Source organism: Paraburkholderia acidiphila (assembly GCF_009789655.1).
Lineage (GTDB): Bacteria > Pseudomonadota > Gammaproteobacteria > Burkholderiales > Burkholderiaceae > Paraburkholderia > Paraburkholderia acidiphila.
In genome coordinates this window covers 1,360,492-1,384,850 of sequence record NZ_CP046909.1, presented here as the reverse complement: position 1 = coordinate 1,384,850, position 24,359 = coordinate 1,360,492, and the positions used below count along the sequence as shown (strand labels likewise).

21 protein-coding genes and 7 tRNA genes are annotated in these 24,359 nt (G+C 65.2%); 9 read left to right on the top strand and 19 right to left on the bottom strand.

Translation table 11 applies throughout. The annotated features are described in order from the left end of the window. Positions 1-17 precede the first annotated feature (17 nt). Together radA and alr are read right to left on the bottom strand one after the other, a co-directional pair. Positions 18-1,394: a DNA repair protein RadA gene (gene radA, locus FAZ97_RS06205; protein ID WP_158759070.1), complete on the bottom strand. Its 1,377-nt coding sequence runs from the start codon at positions 1,392-1,394 to the stop codon at positions 18-20. Positions 1,395-1,410: 16 nt separating this feature from the next. Then, positions 1,411-2,481, bottom strand: coding sequence for an alanine racemase (alr, locus tag FAZ97_RS06200; RefSeq protein ID WP_158757655.1), 1,071 nt, complete (start codon positions 2,479-2,481; stop codon positions 1,411-1,413). Positions 2,482-2,701: 220 nt separating this feature from the next. On the opposite strand from alr, the gene lplT reads away from it, so the two are divergent. Both lplT and thiD read left to right on the top strand, forming a co-directional pair. After that, positions 2,702-4,012, top strand: coding sequence for a lysophospholipid transporter LplT (lplT, locus tag FAZ97_RS06195; RefSeq protein WP_158757654.1), 1,311 nt, complete (start codon positions 2,702-2,704; stop codon positions 4,010-4,012). 102 nt (positions 4,013-4,114) lie between these two features. Continuing rightward, positions 4,115-4,921: a bifunctional hydroxymethylpyrimidine kinase/phosphomethylpyrimidine kinase gene (thiD, locus tag FAZ97_RS06190; RefSeq protein ID WP_158757653.1), complete on the top strand. Its 807-nt coding sequence runs from the start codon at positions 4,115-4,117 to the stop codon at positions 4,919-4,921. 31 nt (positions 4,922-4,952) lie between these two features. Here thiD and FAZ97_RS06185 read toward each other — a convergent pair whose 3' ends face one another. Genes FAZ97_RS06185 through tsaB form a run of 4 tightly spaced genes read right to left on the bottom strand, consistent with a single transcriptional unit; the run spans position 4,953 to position 8,278 of the window. Next, positions 4,953-6,038, bottom strand: a complete 1,086-nt coding sequence (locus FAZ97_RS06185) for a DUF1853 family protein (protein WP_158757652.1) — start codon at positions 6,036-6,038, stop codon at positions 4,953-4,955. Further along, the gene (locus FAZ97_RS06180; protein WP_158757651.1) at positions 6,035-6,976 is read right to left on the bottom strand and encodes a uracil-DNA glycosylase; all 942 of its coding nucleotides are present in this window, start codon (positions 6,974-6,976) and stop codon (positions 6,035-6,037) included. The genes FAZ97_RS06185 and FAZ97_RS06180 overlap by 4 nt, the downstream gene beginning before the upstream one ends. Then, the gene (gene rimI / locus FAZ97_RS06175; RefSeq protein WP_158757650.1) at positions 6,963-7,457 is read right to left on the bottom strand and encodes a ribosomal protein S18-alanine N-acetyltransferase; all 495 of its coding nucleotides are present in this window, start codon (positions 7,455-7,457) and stop codon (positions 6,963-6,965) included. The genes FAZ97_RS06180 and rimI overlap by 14 nt, the downstream gene beginning before the upstream one ends. Continuing rightward, the gene (gene tsaB, locus FAZ97_RS06170; protein WP_158757649.1) at positions 7,454-8,278 is read right to left on the bottom strand and encodes a tRNA (adenosine(37)-N6)-threonylcarbamoyltransferase complex dimerization subunit type 1 TsaB; all 825 of its coding nucleotides are present in this window, start codon (positions 8,276-8,278) and stop codon (positions 7,454-7,456) included. Before tsaB ends, rimI begins: the two co-directional genes overlap by 4 nt. 188 nt (positions 8,279-8,466) lie before the next feature. Here tsaB and FAZ97_RS06165 point away from each other — a divergent pair, with 188 nt between their 5' ends. The 3 genes from FAZ97_RS06165 to aceA all read left to right on the top strand — a co-directional run bounded on the left by FAZ97_RS06165 (position 8,467) and on the right by aceA (position 12,625). Continuing rightward, on the top strand, positions 8,467-8,736 hold the full coding sequence (locus FAZ97_RS06165; protein WP_158757648.1) for an acyl-CoA-binding protein: 270 nt from the start codon (positions 8,467-8,469) through the stop codon (positions 8,734-8,736). Positions 8,737-9,174: 438 nt separating this feature from the next. Beyond that, positions 9,175-10,896 (top strand): DEAD/DEAH box helicase, encoded by a 1,722-nt coding sequence (locus tag FAZ97_RS06160; protein ID WP_158757647.1) that lies wholly within the window; start codon positions 9,175-9,177, stop codon positions 10,894-10,896. Positions 10,897-11,317: 421 nt separating this feature from the next. Then, positions 11,318-12,625 (top strand): isocitrate lyase, encoded by a 1,308-nt coding sequence (gene aceA / locus FAZ97_RS06155; protein ID WP_158757646.1) that lies wholly within the window; start codon positions 11,318-11,320, stop codon positions 12,623-12,625. 288 nt (positions 12,626-12,913) lie between these two features. On the opposite strand, the gene FAZ97_RS06150 is transcribed toward aceA, so the two are convergent. Beyond that, positions 12,914-13,348: a universal stress protein gene (locus FAZ97_RS06150; RefSeq protein WP_158757645.1), complete on the bottom strand. Its 435-nt coding sequence runs from the start codon at positions 13,346-13,348 to the stop codon at positions 12,914-12,916. A gap of 206 nt (positions 13,349-13,554) precedes the next feature. Continuing rightward, positions 13,555-14,457 (bottom strand): LysR family transcriptional regulator, encoded by a 903-nt coding sequence (locus FAZ97_RS06145; protein WP_158757644.1) that lies wholly within the window; start codon positions 14,455-14,457, stop codon positions 13,555-13,557. Positions 14,458-14,622: 165 nt separating this feature from the next. On the opposite strand from FAZ97_RS06145, the gene FAZ97_RS06140 reads away from it, so the two are divergent. Beyond that, complete coding sequence (locus FAZ97_RS06140; protein ID WP_158757643.1) at positions 14,623-15,396, top strand: haloacid dehalogenase type II; 774 nt, start codon at positions 14,623-14,625, stop codon at positions 15,394-15,396. A gap of 69 nt (positions 15,397-15,465) precedes the next feature. Next, positions 15,466-17,058 (top strand): malate synthase A, encoded by a 1,593-nt coding sequence (gene aceB / locus FAZ97_RS06135; protein ID WP_158757642.1) that lies wholly within the window; start codon positions 15,466-15,468, stop codon positions 17,056-17,058. A 109-nt stretch (positions 17,059-17,167) separates the two neighbouring features. Here the strand turns inward: aceB and FAZ97_RS06130 are convergent, their stop codons facing one another. Next, a complete protein-coding gene (locus FAZ97_RS06130; RefSeq protein WP_158757641.1) occupies positions 17,168-17,575 on the bottom strand; it encodes a gamma-glutamylcyclotransferase family protein in 408 nt (135 codons plus the stop codon). A 182-nt stretch (positions 17,576-17,757) separates the two neighbouring features. Here FAZ97_RS06130 and FAZ97_RS06125 point away from each other — a divergent pair, with 182 nt between their 5' ends. Then, complete coding sequence (locus FAZ97_RS06125; RefSeq protein ID WP_158757640.1) at positions 17,758-18,663, top strand: AraC family transcriptional regulator; 906 nt, start codon at positions 17,758-17,760, stop codon at positions 18,661-18,663. An 18-nt stretch (positions 18,664-18,681) separates the two neighbouring features. Here FAZ97_RS06125 and FAZ97_RS06120 read toward each other — a convergent pair whose 3' ends face one another. The 9 genes from FAZ97_RS06120 to gltX all read right to left on the bottom strand — a co-directional run bounded on the left by FAZ97_RS06120 (position 18,682) and on the right by gltX (position 21,948). Next, the gene (locus tag FAZ97_RS06120) at positions 18,682-19,146 is read right to left on the bottom strand and encodes a GNAT family N-acetyltransferase (protein ID WP_028204095.1); all 465 of its coding nucleotides are present in this window, start codon (positions 19,144-19,146) and stop codon (positions 18,682-18,684) included. Positions 19,147-19,324: 178 nt separating this feature from the next. Next, positions 19,325-19,401, bottom strand: a tRNA-Asp gene (locus FAZ97_RS06115). Between the two features lie 80 nt (positions 19,402-19,481). Then, positions 19,482-19,557, bottom strand: a tRNA-Glu gene (locus tag FAZ97_RS06110). Between the two features lie 58 nt (positions 19,558-19,615). Then, positions 19,616-19,692, bottom strand: a tRNA-Asp gene (locus FAZ97_RS06105). 94 nt (positions 19,693-19,786) lie between these two features. Further along, positions 19,787-19,862 (bottom strand) — tRNA-Glu (locus FAZ97_RS06100). Between the two features lie 71 nt (positions 19,863-19,933). Then, positions 19,934-20,010 (bottom strand) — tRNA-Asp (locus FAZ97_RS06095). A 74-nt stretch (positions 20,011-20,084) separates the two neighbouring features. Further along, positions 20,085-20,160: transfer RNA gene (locus FAZ97_RS06090), tRNA-Glu, on the bottom strand. A 55-nt stretch (positions 20,161-20,215) separates the two neighbouring features. Further along, positions 20,216-20,291, bottom strand: a tRNA-Ala gene (locus FAZ97_RS06085). A gap of 235 nt (positions 20,292-20,526) precedes the next feature. Continuing rightward, positions 20,527-21,948 carry a glutamate--tRNA ligase gene (gltX, locus tag FAZ97_RS06080; protein ID WP_158757639.1) on the bottom strand — a complete coding sequence of 474 codons (1,422 nt, stop codon included), beginning with the start codon at positions 21,946-21,948 and terminating at the stop codon, positions 20,527-20,529. Between the two features lie 496 nt (positions 21,949-22,444). On the opposite strand from gltX, the gene FAZ97_RS06075 reads away from it, so the two are divergent. After that, on the top strand, positions 22,445-23,389 hold the full coding sequence (locus tag FAZ97_RS06075; protein ID WP_158757638.1) for a patatin-like phospholipase family protein: 945 nt from the start codon (positions 22,445-22,447) through the stop codon (positions 23,387-23,389). 101 nt (positions 23,390-23,490) lie between these two features. Here FAZ97_RS06075 and FAZ97_RS06070 read toward each other — a convergent pair whose 3' ends face one another. Then, positions 23,491-24,201, bottom strand: coding sequence for a C40 family peptidase (locus FAZ97_RS06070; protein WP_158757637.1), 711 nt, complete (start codon positions 24,199-24,201; stop codon positions 23,491-23,493). Positions 24,202-24,359: the final 158 nt, after the last annotated feature.

The window sequence follows — 24,359 nt, the reverse complement described above, 5'->3', positions numbered from 1 at the left end:
GCACCGGCTCGCCGCGCTCATTCCAGCTCGCGTACCCGGTCGATCGCTTCCTCGAGACGCTCCACGGCAATCACCTGTAAACCTTCGATCGGCTGTTTCGGCGCATTGGCGCGGGGAATCAGGGCGCATGAAAAACCGAGCTTCGCCGCCTCCTTCAGACGATCCTGGCCGCGCGGCGAGGGTCGGATCTCGCCGGCGAGACCGACTTCGCCAAAAACGATCAGACCCTTGGGCAACGCCTTGTTACGCATCGAAGAGTGGATGGCGAGCAGCACGGCCAGATCGGCAGCCGGCTCCGTGATTTTCACGCCGCCCACCGCGTTGAGGAAAACGTCCTGATCGAAGCACGCAATGCCGGCATGACGATGCAAGACCGCCAGCAGCATCGCAAGGCGGTTTTGTTCGAGGCCGACGGCGAGGCGCCGCGGATTCGGCACGTGCGCCGTGTCGACGAGCGCCTGCACCTCGACGAGCAGCGGCCGCGAGCCCTCCTGGGTCACGAGCACACAGGAGCCCGGCACGCTCTGCTCGTGCTGCGAGAGAAAGAGCGCCGAGGGATTCGCCACGCCGCGCAGGCCCTTCTCGGTCATCGCGAACACGCCGAGTTCGTTGACCGCGCCGAAGCGGTTCTTGAATGCGCGCACGAGACGGAACGACGAATGTGTGTCGCCTTCGAAATACAGCACGGTGTCGACGATATGCTCGAGCACGCGCGGGCCAGCGAGGTTGCCCTCCTTCGTCACGTGGCCGACCATGATGATCGCCGTGCCCGACTGCTTCGCAATCCGTGTGAGCTGCGCCGCGCACTCGCGCACCTGCGCGACGGAGCCCGGCGCGGAAGTCAGCGCTTCGGAATAGATCGTCTGGATCGAGTCGATGACCGCGACGTCGGGCTTTTCCGCTTCGATCGTCGCCTGGATCTTTTCGAGCTGGATCTCGGCGAGCAGTTGCAACTCGCTCGCCATGGAGCCCGGATCGAGCAGCGCCAATCGTTGCGCGCGCAACGCGATCTGCGCAGCCGATTCTTCGCCGCTGATATAGAGCGCGCGACGCTCGGCCGCGATCTGAGCGAGCGACTGCAGCAACAGCGTCGATTTGCCGATGCCCGGATCGCCGCCGATCAGCACCACGCCACCCGCGACGAGACCGCCGCCCAGCACGCGGTCGAACTCGCCCACGCCGGTCGTGAAGCGCGGCACGTCGGACGCCTCGATATCGGCGAGACGCCGCACCGGCGCGCTCTTCGCGAGCGACTGAAAGCGGTGGCTGCTCGCCGATTCGGCAACGCCTTCCACCAGCGTGTTCCACGCGCCGCACGCGGGGCACTGACCTTGCCACTTGGGCGCCTGGCCGCCGCATTCGGTGCACGTATACAGTGTCTTGACCTTCGCCATGCTCTTTGCCATGGCGTTATTCGGCCCGCACCGGCACGCGCGGCGCAACGGCGCACATCAGCTCGTAGCCGATCGTGCCACAGGCTTTCGCGACGTCGTCGATCGGCAGGTTGTTGCCCCACAGTTCCACGCGCGCGCCCACGCCCGCGGTGTGCACGGGCGTAAGGTCGACGGTGAGCATGTCCATGGAAACGCGGCCCACGACATGCGTGAGCACGCCGTCGACAATCACCGGCGTGCCTTCGGGCGCGACGCGCGGATAGCCGTCTGCATAGCCGCACGCCACCACCCCGATGCGCATGGGCTTGCGCGCCGTGAAAATCGACCCGTAACCGACGGTCTGCCCTTCGGCGACGTGCTGCGTGGCGATGAGTTCGGACGCAAGCGTCATGGCCGGCTGCAGGCCCGTGCCTTCGAGCACCGAGGAGAAGCCCGACGGCGAAGCGCCATAAAGAATGATGCCGGGGCGCACCCAGTCGAAGTGCGTCGAAGGATGCCAGAGCGTGGCGGCCGAATTGGCCAGGCTGCGCGCGCCGGCAATGCCTTGCGCGCCGCGCTCGAAGGTTGCCATCTGCTCGCTCACGCCGCGCGGCGTATCGGCGTCCGAGAAGTGCGTCATCAGCGTGATCTGGCCGATGCCCGCGCACGCCCGCGCACGCTCCCACGCGGCGCGGTACTTCTCGGGCGTATAGCCGAGCCGGTTCATGCCGCTATTCATTTTGAGCTGAACGTTGACCGGCTTCGAGAGACGCGCCATTTCGAGCATGCGCATCTGCTCGTCGCAGTGCACGACGGTCGTGAGGCTGTAGCGGTCGATCACGTCGATGTCGGTCGGCCGGAAAAAGCCTTCGAGCAGCAGGATCGGACCCGCCCAGCCGAGCTCGCGCAGCTTGACGGCCTCTTCGAGGTCGAGCAGGCCGAAACCGTCGGTGGCGCGCAGGCCGGGAAACGCGCGCGCAAGCCCATGCCCGTAGGCGTTGGCCTTCACCACGGCCCAGATCTTCGACTTTGGCGCGTACTTGCGGACGACGGCGAGGTTATTGGCGAGAGCGGCGGTGTGAATTGTTGCAGAGAGGGGGCGCGGCATGGGAGATTTTTTCGCAAAGACGCTTTCGAATCAGGAGCTTACAGGGTGTTTTCAGCGCCCCGCAGGCCCGCCTGACGGGCGCTCAAGGATTGTGCTAGTCCGAATGCACCTATTTTCGTGATATAAAGCCCTGCGCACAACCCATTTCGAACGTAATAAGCCCGGATGCCTCCCACCCGTCCGGGGCGGACGGACCGCAGCGAGGAAAGCATCGCATCAGATGAAAAAAGGCTTTTACACCATCATGGCCGCGCAGTTTTTTTCGTCGTTGGCCGACAATGCGCTCCTGATCGCTGCGATTGCACTGCTGAAAGATCTCCACGCCCCGAACTGGATGACGCCGCTGCTCAAGCTGTTCTTCGTCCTCTCCTACGTCGTTCTTGCCGCCTTCGTCGGCGCCTTTGCAGATTCCCGCCCGAAGGGCCGCGTGATGTTCATCACGAACACGATCAAGGTCGTAGGCTGCGCCATGATGCTCGCAGGCACCCACCCCTTGCTCGCCTATGGTGTAGTGGGTTTCGGCGCGGCGGCTTATTCACCCGCCAAATACGGCATCCTGACCGAACTGCTGCCGCCTGAGCGCCTCGTCGCCGCCAATGGCTGGATCGAGGGCACGACGGTCGGCTCGATCATCCTCGGTACCGTGCTCGGCGGCGCGTTGATCAGCCCCCACATCGCCTCGCACGTGCTGCGCCATACGCCCGCCGCGATCAGCACGCCCGCCGAAGCCGCGATGGTCGTCATCATGGTGATCTATGTGATCGCCGCCCTCTTCAATCTGCGCATTCCCGACACCGGCGCGCGCTACCCGCGCCAGCAGCACGGTGTCATCCGCCTCATCACCGACTTCGCCGACTGCTTCAACATCCTCTGGCGCGACAAGCTCGGGCAGATCTCGCTCGCCGTCACGACGCTCTTCTGGGGCGCGGGCGCGACGCTGCAATTCATCGTGCTCAAGTGGGCCGAAGTCTCGCTCGGCATGTCGCTCTCGGAAGGCGCGGTGCTCCAGGCGGTAGTGGCCGTGGGCGTGGCGGCCGGCGCCATGATCGCGGCCGCGCGCGTGCCGCTCAAGAAGTCGCTGTCGGTGCTGCCGGTCGGCATCATCATGGGTCTCGCGGTCATGCTCATGGCCTTCTACACGCGCCATCTCTTTCCGCCGCATTGGGGCCTGCATATTGGCCATATGCGCGTTCCCGGCTACCTGATTTTTGCGTACATCTTCCTCATGATCGTGGGCGGCCTTTCGGGCTTCTTCGTCGTGCCGATGAACGCGCTGCTCCAGCATCGCGGCCACGTGCTGCTCTCCGCCGGCCACTCCATCGCCGTGCAGAACTTCAACGAGAATCTTTCGGTGCTCGTGATGCTGTGCCTCTATGCCGTGCTCGTGTGGCTCGACGTGCCGGTGACCATCGTGATCGTGCTGTTCGGCACGTTCGTCTGTCTGATGATGTGGCTCGTGATGCGCCGCCACCAGGCGAATCAGCGCTCGTTCGACTCGGTCGCCCTGATCGGCGAAAATCACAGGCATTGATGGGCGTGCGTGGTCTGACGTAATCCGGCCGCCTGCGCCGAACTGAATTTTCCCTGTGCACGCGCGGCGGCATGCCGCGCGCGACGCGCATCTGACGCTGCCATGACTTCACCGATTTTCAACGTTCTCACGATCGCCGGCTCCGACTCGGGCGGCGGCGCCGGCATTCAGGCCGACCTCAAGGCGTTCTCCGCGCTCGGCGCATACGGCGCGAGCGTCATTACGGCGCTCACCGCGCAGAACACACGCGGCGTCACCGCGATCCACGCCCCCGACGCGGGTTTCGTCACCGCGCAGCTCGACGCCGTGTTCGACGACATCCGCATCGACGCCGTGAAGATCGGCATGCTCGCCAACGCCGACATCGTGCACGCGGTCGCCGATGCGCTGAGACGGCACAAGCCGGCGCGCGTCGTGCTGGACACCGTGATGATCTCGAAGAGCAATCACGCGCTGCTCGCGCCCGAAGCGGTCGCCGCGCTGCGCGAGGCGCTTCTGCCACTGGCTGGCGTCGTCACGCCGAATCTGCCGGAAGCCGCGGCGCTGCTCGGCGTGGCACCCGCCACCGACGAAGCCGCTATGGTCGAGCAAGGCGAAGCGCTGCGCGCGCTCGGTGCGCAGGCGGTGTTGATGAAGGGCGGCCATCTGGGCAGCGCGGACAGCCCCGACTGGCTCATCGAAGCCGGTGGCACGCTGCGCCTCGCCGGCCCGCGCGTGCCGGTCACGAATACGCACGGCACCGGCTGCACGCTTTCGTCCGCGATTGCCGCACTGTGGCCGCAGCGCGGCGCGCTCGCACCGGCCGTTGGCGAAGCCAAGCAATATCTGACGGCGGCGTTGGAGGCCAGCGAGCGGCTCGACGTCGGACATGGCGTCGGGCCGGTGCATCACTTCTGGCGCTGGTGGTAAGCGCGCTTTCGCGCGCTTGTTGACGTACAACTCATTGACGCGAAAATGCGGCGGCGCGCGCGGGCCAGTCGTCGGGAACGATGAAGCCGCGCGACATTTCGCGGTAGCCGCCTGCGCTGTCGGTCGCGAATGCCGCGACCAGGACAGGGTCGTCCGGCCGGGCTAGCGCGGTGACCAGCTCGTTGGGGTCGACGGGCGGCGTGACGGCTGTGCCTGCGATTGCTTCCGCTTCGTCCAACGCAGCCGTCAGCCTGCGCGGCGCAAGCCACGCGAGCCTTGGCAACACGCTCCAGCCATCGGCAGCCTGTTGGCGCGCGAACGCCGGCCAATCCGACCGCGTTACCCACCAGCCGCGCCCATGATCTGCGGCTAACTCGGGGGCGTCCTCCACGCGTGACGGCGCCGCCTCTCCCACCCGGTAGAAGAGCCAGCCCTTCACGAACATCTGCGCGAGCCACTGGCCTTCGTAACCGAGCGAGGCGAATTCTTCGTGCGCGCTCAAACGCAGTTGACGGTCGCGCAGATGCGTCAGCTTCAGATCGAAGCGATCGCGCAAGTTCGGCCCGACGAATTCGGCAAGCGAAGCGCGCGCCGCATCGCCCGGTCCTGCGTGCAGGTAGCACTTCACCGCCAGTTCCCAATGCAGGCGCGCACCGGCGAGTGTCTGCACGAGAAAGTCGCACTCGCCGAGCGTGAGCCCTGCACGCCGCAACGGCACATTCTGCGCGACGAGTTGGGCCGCAGGTCCATTCGCGAGAAACCATCCGAGCAGATTTTCGGCGTAGCGCCCAAGGCGATGCGTCGGTGTGGCCATGAGCGCGTCGTGCAGACGCGCCGGATCGCGATCGAGTTGTACGAGCCAGTCGCGCGTGGCGCGCGCTTCCTGCGCATCGGCGCACCATTGCGCGAGCGGAGCGAGCGGTGGTTGCGCACGCAACAGATCGGCGCTGAAGAGCAGCCACGCGAGATCGCGCACGGCCGGATCGGCGAGGCGATCGATCAGATCGTGGTCCGCACGAGTGCCAGGCGCGCGCTGCGGCCCGGCATCGTCTCGCGGCCCGCCGTCCCCCGGGGCACCACTCGCACCGGATACGTCCGCGGGCCGCACGGCGTTCATTGCTCGCCGCCGGACGCCGCTCGCCAGGTGTCGCGTGCGAGGCAGAGGTCGGTCCAGGCCTTCGCCTTGTCATGCAGGCTGCGCAGCAGATACGCGGGGTGATAGGTGACGATGACGGGCACGCCCTCGTACTCGTGGACGCGTCCGCGCAGCGACGCGATGCTGCCGTCGGTCTTGAGCAGGCTCTGCGCCGCGAAACGCCCGAGCGCGACGATGATCTTCGGCTTCACGAGCGCTACCTGGCGCTGCAGATACGGCTCGCAGCGCGCGACCTCGTCGGGTTCCGGATTGCGGTTGCCAGGCGGGCGGCACTTGATCACGTTCGCGATATAAACGTTCTCGCCGCGTGCGAGCGAGAGCGCGTGCAACATGTTGTCGAGCAGCTTGCCCGCCTGACCGACGAAAGGCTCGCCCTGGCGGTCCTCGTTCTCGCCGGGCGCCTCGCCGATCAACATCCAGTCGGCTTCACGATCGCCCACGCCGAACACGGTGTTGGTGCGCTTCTCGCACAGACGGCAGCGCGTGCACGAGGCAACGCGTTCGGCGAGCGCGTCCCAGTCGAGCGTCGCGACGTCGCTGCGGGGTGCGTCGCTCGGCTGCGCCGGCTCGGCGTCGCGCGGCAGAACGGGCTGGGCCACCGAGTCGAACCACGCGAAATCTTCGTCGGTAAGCGGCGGCGGTTCATCCGATGAATGCGGCGCGGGCTGCGATGGCTGCGGGGCGGCCGGCTGTGCTTCGGAAGGCTGTGGCGCGGCGACCGGGCGCGCCGCTTGCGCCACTGGCGCTTCGATTTCGGCTTCGGCGCGCGTCACTGCGGGCGGCGGTGCAACGGCCTCGTCGTCGCGAGCGGCTTCGAGCGGCGCAGCGCCCCGCGTCCCTTTGCGCACCCAGCGCGGCGCGAGCCCAAGCTCCTCCAGCGCGATCTCATCGAGCGGCATCCGCGCCCTCCCCTGCAAAAGAAAAACGCATCACGAGTGCGTCCTCGCGGCTGTGGTGCTTCGCCGGATAGTAACTCTTGCGACGGCCGATCGTGACGAAGCCGAACTGTTCATACAGGCGGATGGCCCGATGATTCGAAGGCCGCACTTCGAGCAGCAAGCCTTCGAGACCTTGCGAGCGCGCAATGCGTACCGCCTCGCGCAGCATCGCGAGCCCCGCCCCTGCACCCTGCGCCTGAGGCGCGACGCAAAGATTCAGCAGATGCATCTCGTCGACCACGGGCATCAGCACGCAATAGCCGATCAGCGTGCCGGTGACGTGACGCATGCACAGTCCGTAATAGCCGTTGCGCAGCGAGTCTTCGAAGTTGCCGCGCGACCACGGAAATTCATACGCCGAGCGCTCGACGATCGCCACTTCATCCAGGTCGCTCTCGGTCATCGGCGACAAGTAGCGGTCGGTCATGAGCACGCCGCTCATCGCGCGCCCTCGCCGCCTTCACCCGTTGCACCCGTATTACGCTCCGCGGCGGCCTTCGCGGCAAGGCGTTCGGCCGTGGTCTGCGCGACTTTGTTGCGCACGTACTCGGGCGCGGCCTGGTCGGCGGGCTGCGTGCGGCCCGCGCGATACGCGCGCAAAGCCGCGTGCGCCAGCGGCAGCGCGTGCGGCAGCGCCTCGGCGTCGATCGTGCGTGCCGCAGCGGCGGCAGTCAGGCGCGCGCCGAACGCAGCGGCGGCGTTGCCCGCCAGCGTAAACGGCGCATCAGGCGCGGCGATGTGCTCCGGCGAGTCGAGCGACGCCGCCTGCAACGTACGCCAGTCGCCCGCTGCGGCGTCCCATTCGAAATCGGCCCAGTAGGCTTCGTCCATGCGCGCGTCGAGCGCGGCCAGCACGCGCGTCACTTTGGCATCGTGCAGCCGCGCGCTCTCCGCACACACGAGCAGCGTGCCCACCGGCACCACCGGAATATCGAGGCCGAACGCGAGCCCCTGAGCCACGCCTGTCGCCGTACGCAGCCCCGTGAAAGAGCCCGGACCCGCGCCGAACGCAATCGCGTCGCAGTCGGCGAGTGAGAGGCCAGCTTCGTCGAACAATTCGGCTATGGCCGGCAGGAGACGCGTGCTGGAGACGGCGCCCGTGGCTTCGTGGCGCACCCAGACGCTGACTTCCGACAGCGACCCGGAGACAGCCTCGCCGCCGGTGGAGGGGGAACGATCTGCGGCGCTCGGGGCGACGCGGAGCAGCGCGACCGAGCAATATTCGGTCGAAGTATCGAGGGCAAGCAGCACGGTTTCGGTCATGAGCGCTATTGTAATGCCCCGCCCCCCGCGCGGGCCCACGGCGCTCGCCATCTGGCGGTTACGCGTGCGTTCTGGCGCCTTTCGGCTCATTCGCGCCGGCACGAATGGAGGAATCGCTCCAGCTTTTTGGGGGTTTGCGCTGCTACCATCGGCGCGCTGACCTGAACCACTCTGCAGAGGAAACCACGATGAGCGACGTGAATACGCAATTCGCCCAAGCCCAGGATGACGTACAGCAACTGCCGGAGCGCCCCGGCAATCTGACGCTGCTGCGCCTCTACGCACTCTTCAAGCAGGCGACCGAAGGCGACGTCCACGGCGACAAGCCCGGCTTCACCGACATCGTCGGCAAGTACAAATACGAAGCGTGGGCCGCGCTGCAAGGCACGGCGCAGGAAACCGCGAAGCAGCAATACGTCGAACTCGTCGAGTCGCTCAAGAGCGGCGCCACGAGCTGATCGGACGCTTTCCTGAAAAACGCCTGGCCGACTGCCAGGCCACAGCGGCGTGACGACGCGGGCGGCCCGGCCCGCATGCGTCATGCCGCCGCGCCCGTGCCCTCGCGGTACGCCGCTCTGGCGCGCCGCAACAAAACGAGATATACTGCGTGCTGCGTTGCGCTCCGGTCGCTCGTTCGATCAGCACAACGCCTCGTAGCGTTAAGCTCCAATCCAGTTTAGAACCTGTCCCCCCCTGCTTGGCCCTGTTTTCGGGCCGTCAAGTATCAGGCTGGCGACTGGCCAATCCCGGCCGAAGTCGCACCCAAAACAGCTTCTAACGAAAAAATCCGCCATTGCGCGCGGATTGCCCCCGTTTTTCGATTTGTTCGCAAAATCCGACGACTTGGGTATGCCGATTGGCGCCGACGTTCTATTTCCTGTGTAACAAGGATTTTCATGACTTCGAGCAATACCCAAAGCCCCCTGGACGCAATCGCCGATCAGGCCCTCGGTCTCTCCGCCGCCGCCGACGCTTCCGTTGAAGCCCCCGCGCAGGCTGCCGATGCGACCGACGGCGCGGCATTCGCGTCGCTCGGTCTGTCGCCGGAGATCGTCTCCGCGCTGATCGCAGCGGGCTACAAGGCCCCGACGCCCGTGCAGGAACGCGCCATTCCTGCCGCCATCGCCGGCCGCGACCTGCTGGTCTCGAGCCCGACCGGTTCGGGCAAGACCGCAGCCTTCATGCTGCCCGCCATCGAGCGCTTCGCGCAACTCCAGAAGGCCCAGGCCGCCCAGCCGCGTGAGCCGCGCCCGCAAGGCCAGAACGGCCAGCAAGGCGATCGCCGCCAGCGCCGTCCGCAACCGGTCGCGCGCCCCGGCCTGCTCGTGCTCACGCCCACGCGTGAACTCGCGATGCAGGTGACCACGGCCGCTTCGACTTACGGCCAGCACCTGCGCCGTCTGCGCACCGTAAGCATTCTCGGCGGCGTGGCATACGGCCAACAGCTCATGCTGCTCGCGAAGAACCCCGAAATTCTCGTGGCGACGCCTGGCCGTCTGCTCGATCACCTCGAGCGCGGCCGCATCGACCTGTCCGAACTCAAGATGCTCGTGCTCGACGAAGCCGACCGCATGCTCGACATGGGCTTCATCGACGACATCGACACGATCGTCGCCGCGACGCCCGAAACGCGTCAGACGATGCTGTTCTCGGCCACGCTCGACGGCAAGATCGCTTCGATCACCGGCCGCCTGTTGAAGGACCCGGAGCGTATCGAGATCGTGCGCAAGGTCGAGGCAAACTCGAACATCGCGCAAACCGTGCACTACGTGGACGACCGCGATCACAAGGATCGTCTGCTCGACCACCTGCTGCGCGCCGAGAGCCTCGACCAAGCCATCGTGTTCACGGCAACGAAGATGGACGCCGACCAGCTCGCCGGCAAGCTTGCCGACGCTGGCTTCGAAAGCGCCGCGCTGCACGGCGACCTGCCGCAAGGCGCGCGTAACCGCACGATCCGTGCGCTGCGCGAGCGCCGCGTGCGCGTGCTCGTCGCGACCGACGTCGCGGCGCGCGGTATCGACATTCCCGGCATCACGCACGTGTTCAACTACGACCTGCCGAAGTTCGCCGAAGACTACGTGCACCGTATCGGCCGTACCGGCCGTGCAGGCCGCTCGGGTGTGGCCGTGAGCCTCGTGCATCACGCCGAACAGGGCGCGCTCAAGCGCATCGAGCGTTTCGTGCGCTCGCCGCTGCCCGTGAACGTCGTGGAAGGCTTCGAGCCGCGCAAGGCGCCGCCGGCCAACCGCGGCTTCGGTGGCCGTGGCCGTCCGGGCGGTGGCAATGGTGGTGGCCGTCGCTTCGGTAACGGTGGCGGCAACGGCAAGCCGGGCGGCTACGGCGCCCGTGGCGGCAATGGCGGCAACGGCGGCGGCGATCGCAACGGCAACAGCTGGGGCAGCAAGCCGGAAGGCTCGCGCGGCGGCTATGGCGCCCGCGAAGGCGGCTACGGTTCGCGTGAAGGCGGCTTCGGCGGCGGTTCGCGCAGCGGCGAAGGCAACCGTGGCGGCTACGGCCAGCAGCAACGCGAAGGCTACGGCCGCTCGCGCGAAGGCGGTGGCGGTTACGGCGCGCGCCGTAACGACGGCCCGCGTGGCGCACGTCGCGACAGCTAAATCTTCGACCAGCGGCGCACGGCGCGGCCTTCGAGCCGCCCCGCCGCCGCAGCGAAATGCTCAGGACCGGTGCTCAGGCACCGGTCTTTTTTTATCTCCGCTTAGATTTCATGATGTGAAAAATTTTTTTGCTTCGTAAAAAATCGTGCTGCGTGGCACAAAGGGCCCTATTGCAAGATGGAAAACAGCGTTTCATATCACAAAAATAATTCATTAACACAATGATTTTATTGAAATAAAAAAGCGAAAAAAAGCGCAGTGCCCGCCTGTTGCCGATCGATCGATTTGCCTAGACTCTTATATAAGAGTTCGCGAAACGAAACGCCCGAATCCAGAAGCCGGCGCCTTCGTTTCGCGAGATTCAGCGGTTCAGCCGTTTCGTTTCAGCGATCCCCTTATCAGGCAAACGAAGGAGCCCACCATGTCGACTCGTCAACAGCAAGCCCGGCAACTCCAGCAACAATGGGAAACCGATTCGCGCTGGAAGGGCATCAAGCGCAACTACACCGCTGAAGACGTGGTGCGCCTGCGCGGTTCGATCCAGCCCGAGCACACGCTCGCGAAGCACGGCGCCGAAAAGCTCTGGCAAGGCGTGAACACCGAGCCGTTCATCAACGCATTGGGCGCGCTCACGGGCAACCAGGCCATGCAGCAAGTGAAGGCCGGCCTCAAGGCAATCTATCTCTCCGGCTGGCAGGTCGCGGGCGACGCCAACCTCGCCGGCGAAATGTACCCGGACCAGTCGCTCTACCCGGCCAACTCGGTGCCACAGGTCGTCAAACGCATCAACAACACGCTCACGCGCGCCGACCAGATCCAGTGGTCCGAAGGCAAGAACCCCGGCGACGAAGGCTACACCGACTTCTTCCAGCCGATCGTGGCCGACGCCGAAGCCGGCTTCGGCGGCGTGCTGAACGCATTCGAGCTGATGAAGGCGATGATCGAAGCGGGCGCGGCAGGCGTGCACTTCGAAGACCAGCTCGCCTCGGTCAAGAAGTGCGGCCACATGGGCGGCAAGGTGCTCGTGCCGACGCGCGAGAACATCGCCAAGCTCACGGCCGCGCGTCTGGCCGCCGACGTCTGCGGCGTGCCGACCGTGCTGCTCGCCCGCACCGACGCCGAAGCCGCCGACCTCGTGACGTCCGACATCGACGACAACGACAAGCCGTTTCTCACCGGCGAGCGCACCGTGGAAGGCTTCTTCCGCACGAAGAACGGCCTCGAGCAGGCCATCTCGCGCGGTCTCGCCTACGCGCCGTACGCCGACATGATCTGGTGCGAAACGGGCAAGCCGGATCTGGAGTTCGCGAAGAAGTTCGCCGAAGCGATCCACAAGCAGTTCCCGGGCAAGCTGCTCTCGTACAACTGCTCGCCGTCGTTCAACTGGAAAAAGAACCTCGACGACGCGACGATCGCCAGGTTCCAGCGCGAGTTGGGCGCGATGGGTTACAAGTTCCAGTTCATCACGCTCGCGGGCTTCCATTCGCTCAACTACTCGATGTTCAACCTCGCGCACGGCTATGCGCGCCAGAACATGAGCGCGTTCGTCGAACTCCAGCAGGCCGAGTTCGCCGCCGCCGAGAAGGGCTTCACCGCCGTGAAGCACCAGCGCGAAGTGGGCACGGGCTACTTCGACGCCGTGACGCAGACGGTCGAGCGCGACGCCTCGACCACGGCGCTGCACGGTTCGACGGAAGACGAGCAGTTCTTCGACAAGAAGGTGGCGTAAGACCGCCGGTAGTAACCGTAGTAACGGCGGCGCAAGCCGCCGCGCTCGATCGGGCAGCCGGCACGCGTACCTTGGCGGGGCGCGCAGGCCGCCCACCGGCGCGGCCCGGGCGCAAGCCGTAAGGCGTTTCAGGGAGGAAGCGGTAGAGGACACAGGCCGCGCGTGCCGGACAGAATCCGGCTCGCGGCTCGCCCAGCCAACGCACCGGGCGAGCATGGCCTTGTGCTTCATCGCGAATCCGCGAGAAAGCGCGCGCAGCGATTGGCGCCTGCAAACCACTACAGCAGGCTAGCGGTACACGATCACCGGAATCTTCGTATGCGTGAGCACGCGCTGTGTCTCGCTGCCGATCAGCAGGCTGCCGAGGCCGCGACGCCCATGCGAGGCCATGAATATCACGTCGCAGCCGCCGGATTCGGCGGCTTCGATGATGCCGAGATACGGCGCGGGATGCACGCTCGTGCGGCTGTCGCACACCACGCCCGCGTTGCGCGCCGCCGCCTCGATCTCGTCCAGATGCACGCGCGCCTCTCGCTCACTGCGCGTCTGGAAGTCGCCGGGCGGCTCGATCACCACGTCGGCGTATGGCGAGTACGGGTATTGCGGCAGGCACGCGTAGGCCGTGACGCGCGCACCGACAGTGCGTGCGAGGTCGATCGCGCCGTCGATCGCTTTCTTCGACAGCTCCGAACCGTCGGTCGGAACGAGGATGTGCTTGAACATGGCGCCCTCCGTGGCCTGGCGGATTACGGGCAAGTCAAGGGTCGAACGCGGTCAAACGCGGGATTCGCAACGCGGGCAAGAACTCAGCCGGCGTCCCGCGCAGGCAAGCGCCTCGGCCCACAGGTCGATTGTAGTGCGCGAAAAAACGGCGCAAGCCGTGCGTGCGGGTCAATCCCGATATCGGAAACACGCACCGCCGCCGGCCCCTATCCCCAGTAACCGGGTTGACCGTAGGTATGCTTGAGAAAGTCGAGAAAGAGGCGCACGCGCAGCGGCAAATGGCGGCGCTGCGGAAACACGGCGTGGATGCCGATGGGCGGCGCGGCGAACGCGTCGAGCACGGTCACGAGCCGGCCCGCCGCAATATCCTCGCCGACTTCCCACCACGAACGCCACGCCAGACCGTGGCCTGCAAGACACCATTCGTGCAGCACCGCGCCGTCCGAGCATTCCATCGTGCCCGCCACGCGGATCGACACCACTTTGCCCTCCTGCTGGAACGCCCAGCCGCGCTGCTGATTCAAGCTCGCGCCGAAAGCAAGGCAGTTGTGGCGCGCGAGATCGGCGGGCGTTTCGGGCTCGCCGCGACGCGACAGATACGCGGGTGCCGCCACGCACACGCGCCGGTTTTCACCGAGCTTGAGCGACACGAGAGACGAATCGGGCAATTCGCCGAGTCGCACGGCGCAGTCGAAGCCCTCGTTGACGAGATCGACGAGCCGGTCCGAAAGATCGAGCGCGATGCTGACGTCCGGATGCGCGACCGTGAAATCGGGCACGAGCGGCGCGACGTGTCGCCGCCCAAAGCCCGCCGGCGCGGACACGCGCAGGTGCCCGCTCGCCTTCACGCCGCCCTCGGACACGCTCGCCTCGGCGTTCTGCATGTCGTGAATGATGCGCTGGCAGTCCTCGAGAAACGCCGAGCCTTCGAACGTGAGCGTGATGCGCCGCGTGGTGCGCACAAGCAGCTTCACGCCGAGCCGCTCCTCGAGCGCATCGATGCGCCGGCCGATGATGGCAGGCGCCACGCCCTCGGCCTGGGCGGCGGCGGAAAGGCTGCCCTTGGCGGCCACGGTGACGAAGGTTTCGATCTGTTTGAAGCGGTCCATGGGTGGTCGCAGCACGCACTGGGCGACAGAAACAGGGGAAAAGAGAGATCAGGCCGACAGATTAGGTGGGTAAAAGTAAAAGATCAAGTGATCAATCCCGCCTTTTTCAGTGATACGACTCATGAATACAATCGACCTCGACCTCTGAATACGGAGTGCAAGGCTATGTCGGCCACAACGACACCATCGACAACACGATTTCCGAAGGCAGTGATCTTCGACGCGTACGGCACGCTCTTCGACGTGCATTCGGTCGTCGCTGCCGCCGAGCAGATGTTCCCCGGCCAGGGCGAGGCGCTCTCGCAGCTCTGGCGCCTCAAACAGATCGAGTACACGCAGCTGCGCACGCTCTCCGACCCGGCCGGCGCGCGCTACCGCCCGTTCTGGGACATCACGCTCGACGCGCTGCGTTACGCCGCGCGCCGCCTGAACCTGTCGCTCACGGGCGCAGGCGAAAAGCGTCTCATGGACGAGTACGCCTGCCTCTCGGCCTTCCCCGACGTGCTGCCCGTGCTGCGGCGCCTGCGTGAGCCGCGCGAGGGCGGCACGCGCATGGGTCTCGCGATCCTCTCGAACGGCAACCCGCAGATGCTCGACATCGCGGTGAAGAGCGCCGGCATGAGCGGCCTCTTCGACCACGTGCTGTCGGTCGATGCCGTGCGCGCCTACAAGCCGGCTGCCGCCGCGTATTCGCTCGGCACGGCCGCGTTCGACGCCGCGCCGCGCGACATGGTGTTCGTATCGTCGAACGGGTGGGACGCCGCGGGCGCCGGCTGGTTCGGCTACACCACGTTCTGGATCAACCGCCAGCGACTGCCCGCCGAAGAGCTCGGCGTGGCGCCGCATGGCACGGGCGGCGGCATGGCAGAACTCGCCGCCTTTCTCGAAACCGCTGCGCCCGAGAAGCAAAGCCGCCCCCGCCCCAGCCCGGGCGCGTGACGGACAAGCCGCTCGACGCGAGCCACAACAACCACACATTCACAGTCTGACCGACCAAGGAGCAAGCAAATGGCGAACACGTTGCAACTGCCGCAAGGCATGCAGATCACGGCTGAAATCCAGCCCGGCTTCGAAACGATCCTCACGCCCGAAGCGCTCGAACTCGTTGCGAAGCTGCACCGCGCGTTCGAGCCGCGCCGCCAGGAACTGCTGAAGGCACGCGTCGAGCGCACGAAGCGCCTCGACGCCGGCGAGCGCCCCGACTTTCGTGCCGAAACGAAATCGATCCGCGAAGGCGACTGGAAGATCGCGGCACTGCCGAAGGATCTCGAATGCCGCCGCGTGGAAATCACGGGCCCGGTCGAGCGCAAGATGATCATCAACGCGCTGAACTCGGGCGCGGACTCGTACATGACCGACTTCGAGGACTCGAACTCGCCAAACTGGGAAAACCAGATCGTCGGCCAGCTCAACTTGAAGGACGCCGTGCGCCGCACGATCTCGCTCGAGCAGAACGGCAAGACCTACCAGCTCAACGACAAGACCGCCACGCTGATCGTGCGTCCGCGCGGCTGGCACCTCGACGAAAAGCACGTGACGGTGGACGGTCAGCGTGTGTCGGGCGGCATCTTCGACTTCGCGCTCTATCTGTTCCACAACGCGAAGGAACTGATCTCGCGCGGCAGCGGCCCGTACTTCTATCTGCCGAAGATGGAAAGCCACCTCGAAGCGCGCCTGTGGAACGACATCTTCGTCGCGGCGCAGGAAGGTGTGGGCATCCCGCGCGGCACGATCCGCGCGACGGTGCTGGTCGAGACGATCCTCGCCGCGTTCGAGATGGACGAAATCCTCTATGAACTGCGCGAGCACAGCTCGGGCCTCAACGCAGGCCGCTGGGACTACATCTTCTCGGCCATCAAGAAGTTCAAGAACGACAAGGACTTCTGCCTGGCTGACCGCGCGCAGATCACGATGACGGTGCCGTTCATGCGCGCCTACGCGCTCGAACTGCTCAAGACCTGCCACAAGCGCAACGCACCGGCTATCGGCGGCATGAGCGCGCTGATCCCGATCAAGAACGACGCGGCCGCCAACGACAAGGCCATGGGCGGCGTGCGCTCGGACAAGGCGCGCGACGCAACGGACGGCTACGACGGCGGCTGGGTCGCGCACCCGGGCCTCGTGCCTATCGCGATGGAAGAGTTCGTGAAGGTGCTCGGCGACAAGCCGAACCAGATCGGCAAGCAGCGTCCGGACGTGAACGTCGCGGGCAAGGATCTGCTCGACTTCCGTCCGGAAGCGCCGATCACCGAAACGGGCCTGCGCAACAACATCAACGTGGGTATCCACTACCTCGGTTCGTGGCTCGCGGGCAATGGCTGCGTGCCGATCCACAACCTGATGGAAGACGCCGCGACCGCCGAAATCTCGCGCTCGCAGGTGTGGCAGTGGATCCGCTCGCCCAAGGGCAAGCTCGAAGACGGCCGCAAGGTCACGGCCGAACTCGTGCGCGATCTGATCCCGCAGGAACTGGACAAGGTGAAGGCGTCGGTGGGCGGCGACACGAAGCCTTACGAGCGCGCCGCGCAGATCTTCGAGCAGATGTCGACGTCGGAAAACTTCGTCGAGTTCCTGACGCTGCCGCTGTACGAAGAGATCTGATCGATCGGCATGGCTAACGAATAGCCGATGAAAAAGGCCCGGCGGATGCGAATCCGCCGGGCCTTCGTGCTTCATGCGCTGCGCTCGCAGGAAGCGGCGCGTCTACGGGTCAGCGCGCGCGCCGATGCGCGACCCAGTCGCCGCCCGCGATCTCGGGGCGCCCCACAATGGCGGCAGACGCGACCGGATAGTAGAGGCAAGCGATGCGTTCGCCCTGCACCTCGATATCCACTTCCCTCGCAACGAAGAGACCATCGACGCCCGGATAAACCTGCTCGATCTCGTCGAGCACGGCAAGGAGCGCGTCATCGATTTCGTAGACGTCGCCGACGACCGTCGATTGCGCATCCGACGCTTCGGCCACCATGCCCGGATAGCTGCCGAAGTCGAAGAGCCGACCCGCGAGCGTGGTGAGACCGAGGTGACGCGGGCGCGCGATCGCGTTGCGATCCGCCGCGAGGTTAATGTCGTTGATCTCGCCCGCGCGCAGCGTGCCGTAGACGAACACATACTTCATGGCTTTTCTCTCCTTCAAGGCAGCTCGCGCCAAACGAGCACGCTAACGATTCGTCCACATTATGCCCGGCCATAAATGCATGCGGCCCAGGCCGCCGCGCGCGAGGCGTCTACAATGGGTGCGCCAGACTTCGCAAACCCGCTGGCAGTCCCGTCAGCCAACCCGCCGCCACCGTGCCCGTCATGCCCGAGGATTCGCCCAGCCCTGCTCGCAACACCGCAAGCCACCAGGGGCCGCCGCACGCCGAGCTCATCGATATCCCGCCTGAGTTCGCGCCTACGCCCACGCATCCTATCCGCGTGCGTTCGCGGCCCATGCCGGCGGGGGTCTGCATCGCACAGCACACGCACGCGTGGGCGCAGCTCGCCTACTCGTCGCGCGGCGTGCTGCGTATGGCGACGCCCGGCACGACGTGGATGGTCCCGCCGTCGCGCGCGATCTGGGTGCCCCCTCACATCACGCACGAAGTGGCGATCGTCGAGGATGCCTTCCTGCGCACGCTCTACGTGGACGAATCGGTGATTCCGCCCGGCCTCGACGCGTGCCGCGTGGTCGAAGTCTCAGGGCTGTTGCGCGAAACGATCGCCGCGCTCGACGAGCGTGGCATTCCGACGGCGCGCGAGCGCCTGCTCGGCGCGCTGGCGCTCGACGAGATCACGCGCTCGGCGCCGCTGCCGCTCGCCGTACCGATGCCCGAGGAAAAGCGCCTGCGCGCGCTATGCGAAGCGCTGATCGCCGACCCGGCGGCACCTGGTTCGCTTGAATACTGGGCCGCGCATGTGGGCGCGAGTACGCGCACGATTGCGCGGCTCTTTCGTCAGGAATTGGGCGTGAGTTTTTCGCAGTGGCGCCAGCAGGCGATTCTCGCGCGCGCGATCCCGCTGCTCAATCAGGGGCGCCCGATGGCCATCGTGGCGCAGGAACTCGGCTATCAAAGCCAGAGCGCGTTTTCGGCGATGTTTCGCCGCGCGTTCGGTGAGAGCCCGCGCGCCTTCATCGCGCGCGGCACGGGCGCTCGCGACGAGGACGAACCCGAAGATTCCGTGGCCGCCGGGCGCGACGACCATCACGACGACAACGCGCATTGAACAGGCTAGCGGCTGCGATCAGACCAGTCGCGTCATATGGCGAATCGAGCCAAGCCGCGCAAGCCTCGGCCCCGCCACGCGATAGCCCATGCGCAGATAAAGACGCGCGGCCGGGTTATCGACGAATACGCGCAGCTGCAATTCGCGCAGGCCGCGCTCGCGGGCCCATTGGTGTGAGATGTCGAGCAGGAACGTGCCGGCGCCATTGCCGCGATAGCCTTGAGCGATCTGCACGTCGCGGATATGCAGCGAGTCGCCCTCCTGCGTCACGCGCAGCACGCCGATCGCCTCGCCGTCGAGTTCGAGGATGAAATTCTCCGACTCGCGATAGCTCGCGAGAAAGAGATCGCCACGCCAGACGAGGTGATGCCGCAGATAGTAGCCACCCATGTTGTTGCGCGTGAGCGTCTCCGCGAACTCGAAATCGTCCATGGTGGCGCGGCGCAACTGAAACGGCGACGGAATGTCGTTGGGTGCGAACATGTCGGCAAGCGGGGAAACGAAGTTTCGACAACGCTACGATAACGCGCGGCCGCCGGCAATCGCAGATTGTCCGTACGGAAAAGTGAAATGACGCGTAGGAAAAGGATGGGGATTGAAGCAGGAGAAACGTCTGCGGAAAAAGAAAAAGCCCGTTGGACGTATCCAACGGGCTTCATTCTGGCGGAGCGGACGGGACTCGAACCCGCGACCCCCGGCGTGACAGGCCGGTATTCTAACCAACTGAACTACCGCTCCAGCTTGCTGCTCACCGGCGGGCGTCGGTCGATTCCCGCTGGCGGCGTCGCCTCACTACTTTTTGGCGCCGCATTTTCATTTGGCGTCCCCTAGGGGATTCGAACCCCTGTACTCACCGTGAAAGGGTGATGTCCTAGGCCTCTAGACGAAGGGGACAACACAGGCTTGCGCCTTAAACTGCATTCCGTTCGCAACTACCGAACGGCTTTGAATCTGGCGGAGCGGACGGGACTCGAACCCGCGACCCCCGGCGTGACAGGCCGGTATTCTAACCGACTGAACTACCGCTCCAGCTTGCTGCTCAACCTGCGGGCGTCGGTCAATTCCCGCTGGCGGCGTCGCCACACTGCTTGCAGTGTTACTGCTTTGGCGCCGCATATTGATTTGGCGTCCCCTAGGGGATTCGAACCCCTGTACTCACCGTGAAAGGGTGATGTCCTAGGCCTCTAGACGAAGGGGACAACACGGGCTTTCGCCTGTAATCGTCACTTTAACTAAAAAGCCCGCTCACAGTTTCTGAACGGGCTGGATCTGGCGGAGCGGACGGGACTCGAACCCGCGACCCCCGGCGTGACAGGCCGGTATTCTAACCAACTGAACTACCGCTCCAGTTCGACACAGTCAGATGGACTCCGTAGATTTCCACCTGGTGCCTCGCCAATCTCATTGACGACGCTCATGTCTGGCGTCCCCTAGGGGATTCGAACCCCTGTACTCACCGTGAAAGGGTGATGTCCTAGGCCTCTAGACGAAGGGGACATGATCTTTTCAGATAATGCCGTTACCACACTCTACTGCGTACTACGCGTTCTGTTGGTGGAGGTAAGCGGGATCGAACCGCTGACCTCTTGCATGCCATGCAAGCGCTCTCCCAGCTGAGCTATACCCCCTTGCAGAACAGAAGCGAGATTTTAAACATCAATTTCGCTTTCGTCAAGAGCTTTTGAATCGTTTTTTGTAGCACTTCGAGATTTCATTGAAACATCGTTGCCCGATTCTGCCGCTCTTTGCGTGAGATTTGCTGCTAATTCGCAGCTATCTCGCGCTCCGTATTCAACGGAGCCCGAATACTACAAGAACTGCCGCCCGGGCGCTAGGGTCCGGGCGAAAAATTCTTCAAATAATTTACTTTGCAGCCGAAATGCCCTTCTCGATGCGGCTCACCACCGCATCGCGGCCGAACAGCACGAGCACCGCATCGACCGACGGCGTATGCGTCGTACCCGCCACGAGCAAACGGGCCGGCATCGCGAGTTGCGGCATCTTGAGCTTGTGCGTAGCGAGCGTTGCCTTGAGCGCGGCCGAGACGCCCTCCTTCGTCCACTCGGCGCCCTTGAGCGCGGCGGCGAGGTCGGCGAGCGCGGGGCGCGTCGCTTCCGTGACGTGCTGCGCGAGTGCTTCCGCTTCCGGCTGGGGCTCGCGGTAGAACATCATCGCGCTCTCGGCAATCTCCTTGATCGTGTTAGCGCGGTCCTTGAAGAGCGCGACCACGCCTTCGAGCGACGGGCCCTTCGCAAGGGCGGCTTCGTCCACGCCGAGCGCGGCGAAGAACGGCTTCGAGAGCTCGGCGAGCCGCGCGTTATCCACTTCCTTCAGGTAGTGGTTGTTGAGCCAGTTCAGCTTGTTGTGGTCGTACTGCGCGGGCGACTTGCCGAGATGCTCGAGGTCGAACCACTCGACGAACTGCTCGCACGTGAACACCTCGGCGTCGCCGTGCGACCAGCCCAGACGCGCGAGATAGTTGAGCACCGCTTCCGGCAGATAGCCTGCGTCGCGATAGCCCATCACGCTCATCGCGCCGTGGCGCTTGCTCATCTTCTCGCCCTGCTCGTTGAGCACGGTAGGCAAGTGCGCATAGACCGGCGGCTCGCCGCCGAGCGCGCGCAGGATGTTGATCTGACGCGGCGTGTTGTTCACGTGGTCGTCGCCGCGAATCACGTGCGTGATCTTCATGTCGAGGTCGTCCACGACCACGCAGAAGTTGTAGGTCGGCGTGCCGTCCGGGCGTGCGATCACGAGGTCGTCGAGTTCTTCGTTCGAGATCTCCACGCGGCCCTTGACGGCGTCGTCCCATGCCACCACGCCCGTGAGCGGATTACGGAAGCGCAGGACCGGCTGCACGCCCTCTGGCGGCGTGGGCAGCACCTTGCCCGGCTCCGGACGCCACGTGCCGTCGTAGCGCGGCTTCTCGCCGGCGGCGCGCTGGCGCTCGCGCAGCGCGTCGAGCTCTTCGGTGGACATGTAGCACGAGTACACGAGGCCCTGCTCCTGCATCTGCTTGAGCACTTCGCGATACCGGTCCATGCGCTGCATCTGGTAGAACGGGCCTTCGTCGAAATTCAGACCGAGCCATTCCATGCCTTCGAGGATCGCATCGACCGATTCCGACGTCGAACGCTCGAGATCGGTGTCTTCGATTCGCAGCACGAAGACGCCCTTGTTATGGCGCGCGAACGCCCACGGGTACAGCGCGGAACGGATGTTGCCGAGGTGGATGAAGCCAGTCGGGCTCGGCGCGAAGCGGGTACGAACGACAGAGGTAGTCATGGGCGATTACTCGAGGACGATGCCGCCCGGGGCGCGGCGCTGGCGGTAGACGCAGCAACGGCGGCGGACGGCCGGGGTTCGCGGCGCATCGGCCCGCGCGGCAAGCGCGGGAGCGCCGGGGCGCACAAGCTCGCGCGCGAACGGGAATCCGGAAAATTAGAGACGGGATTATACCCGCCATGCACCGCTTCGGCCTGGGGGCGAGGCCCGGCGCATGCCTGTGAGTGAGTGCCGTGCTTGTCTCATGCGAGTCTCATGCGAAGCTGATGCGAAAGTCCAGGCGCCGCAACCCGCCAGGCGCTTTGTCATCAACCGACATATCGCGTTACATGCACGCCTGCTAAACCGGCCGCGCTTTGCCTTATGATGTCGGCGCGCCGCCACCACGCCGCGGCGTCGCGCGAGCAAACACAGATACTCGGCCGCCCGCGCGAGCAGACCGGGGTACCGCGTCGTTCCTGACCGAACACGAACGCGGACCGCATGGAGAACCTTCTTGAAGCAGTCATCGCCCTCGCTGAGCCGCCGCCACTTTTCGCTTGCGGCCGCCTCCACCGTCCTTGCCGCCTGCACGACCGCGGGCACGCAAACCGCCAGCGTCCCGCCGCCCGTCACCACCGCGCCTCCGCCGCCTCTCGGCAAGCCAACGCGCCCGGTTCGCGTGGGCCTCGCGCTAGGCGGCGGCGCGGCGCGCGGCTTCGCGCATATCGGCGTAATCAAGGCGCTCGAGGCGCGCAACGTGCAAGTCGACTTCGTGGTCGGCACGAGCGCGGGCTCGGTCGTCGCGGCGCTTTACGCCTCGGGCATGAACGGTTTCGCGCTCAACAAGCTCGCGCTGACGATGGACGAAGCCTCGATCAGCGACTGGGCCATGCCGTTTCGCACGCGCGGCCTGCTGCAAGGCGTGGCGCTCCAGAACTATCTGAACACCACGCTGCACGATCGCCCCATCGAGAAAATGGCGAAGCCGCTTGGCGTTGTCGCAACCGACCTGCGCACGGGGCAGCCCATCCTGTTCCAGCGCGGCAACACGGGCATTGCCGTGCGCGCGTCGTGCAGCATTCCGTCGATTTTCGAGCCGGTGAAGATTGCGGGCCACGAATACGTGGACGGCGGCCTCGTGAGCCCCGTGCCGGCCTCGTTCGCACGCAAGATGGGCGCCGATTTCGTGATCGCCGTGGACATTTCGGCGCGCCCGGAAACGGCCTCGACGCTCAGCCAGTTCGACGTGCTGATGCAGACCTTCACGATCATGGGCCAGACGATCAAGACCTACGAACTCGACAAGTACGCCGACGTCGTGATCCGCCCGAACCTCAACGCGATGTCGAGCAGCGACTTTACGCAGCGCAACGCGGCAATTCTCGCGGGCGAGGAAGCGGCGGCGCGCATCATGCCGGAACTCGAACGCAAGCTCGCCGCGGCGCGCCTGACGGCCTGATTGCTGAACCTGAGCGCCCCTACAGCGGGCGCGCAAACACAAAAAGCCTGCTTCGCAAGAAGCAGGCTTTTTTCGCTACAGGGTGGGCTACAAAGCCCCGATCAGTTGCCGCCGTTGGGGTCGAACTGTGCGCTCACGCGCTTGAGGCTTTGCTGCTGGTCCGGCGTGAACGACGTTTCGATACGGCGTGCGCCCGTGAAACGCTTTTCCCAATAGCCGTCGTCGAGGTCGTCAACGCGGATCGTGCTGCCGGTGGACGGCGAATGCACGAACTTGTTGTCGCCAATATAGATACCGACGTGCGAGAACGTGCGGCGCATCGTATTGAAGAACACGAGATCGCCCGGCTTCAGGTTGCTCATACTGACCTTCTCGCCCACGCGGCTCATTTCCTCTGCGCGGCGCGGCAGCGACATGCCGAGCGTATCCTGGAACACGTAGCGCACGAAGCCGCTGCAATCGAGACCGGAGTCAGGCGAATTGCCGCCCCAGCGGTAGCGCACGCCAATCATGTTGAGTGCGCCGACAACGACGTCGCCGGCTTTGCCGGCCATGCCGGAGAGGAACGCCTTGGCGCCGCCTTCGGTCGGGGCCGGAGCCGCCGCCGGGGTCGCCTGGTTGGCGTTCTGGAGTGCGCTTTGCACTGCGGGGATGGACTGCGGATTCGCCGAGTTGCTCGGCGAAAATGAGGCATTCTGGTTAAAGCTGCTTACTTCGTCGGCGAACGCGCCGGGAGCTGCGGCCATCAGTACGCCGATGAACATCCCGGCGACGACGCGCGTGCAAGCCTGGGTCAGGTATCGGTGCTGCATTGGTCGGTAGAAATTGCCCGTAAATCAGGGAGTTAGTAGAAAAGTTTGGACGATACTAGCCAGTAAGTATTTGTGTGTCAAAACAAATAGAAAAATTCAATCGCGACATTCACCTCATTGGTGAATTTCACCGAAATTCACCCTAAAGTTCCGCCAAA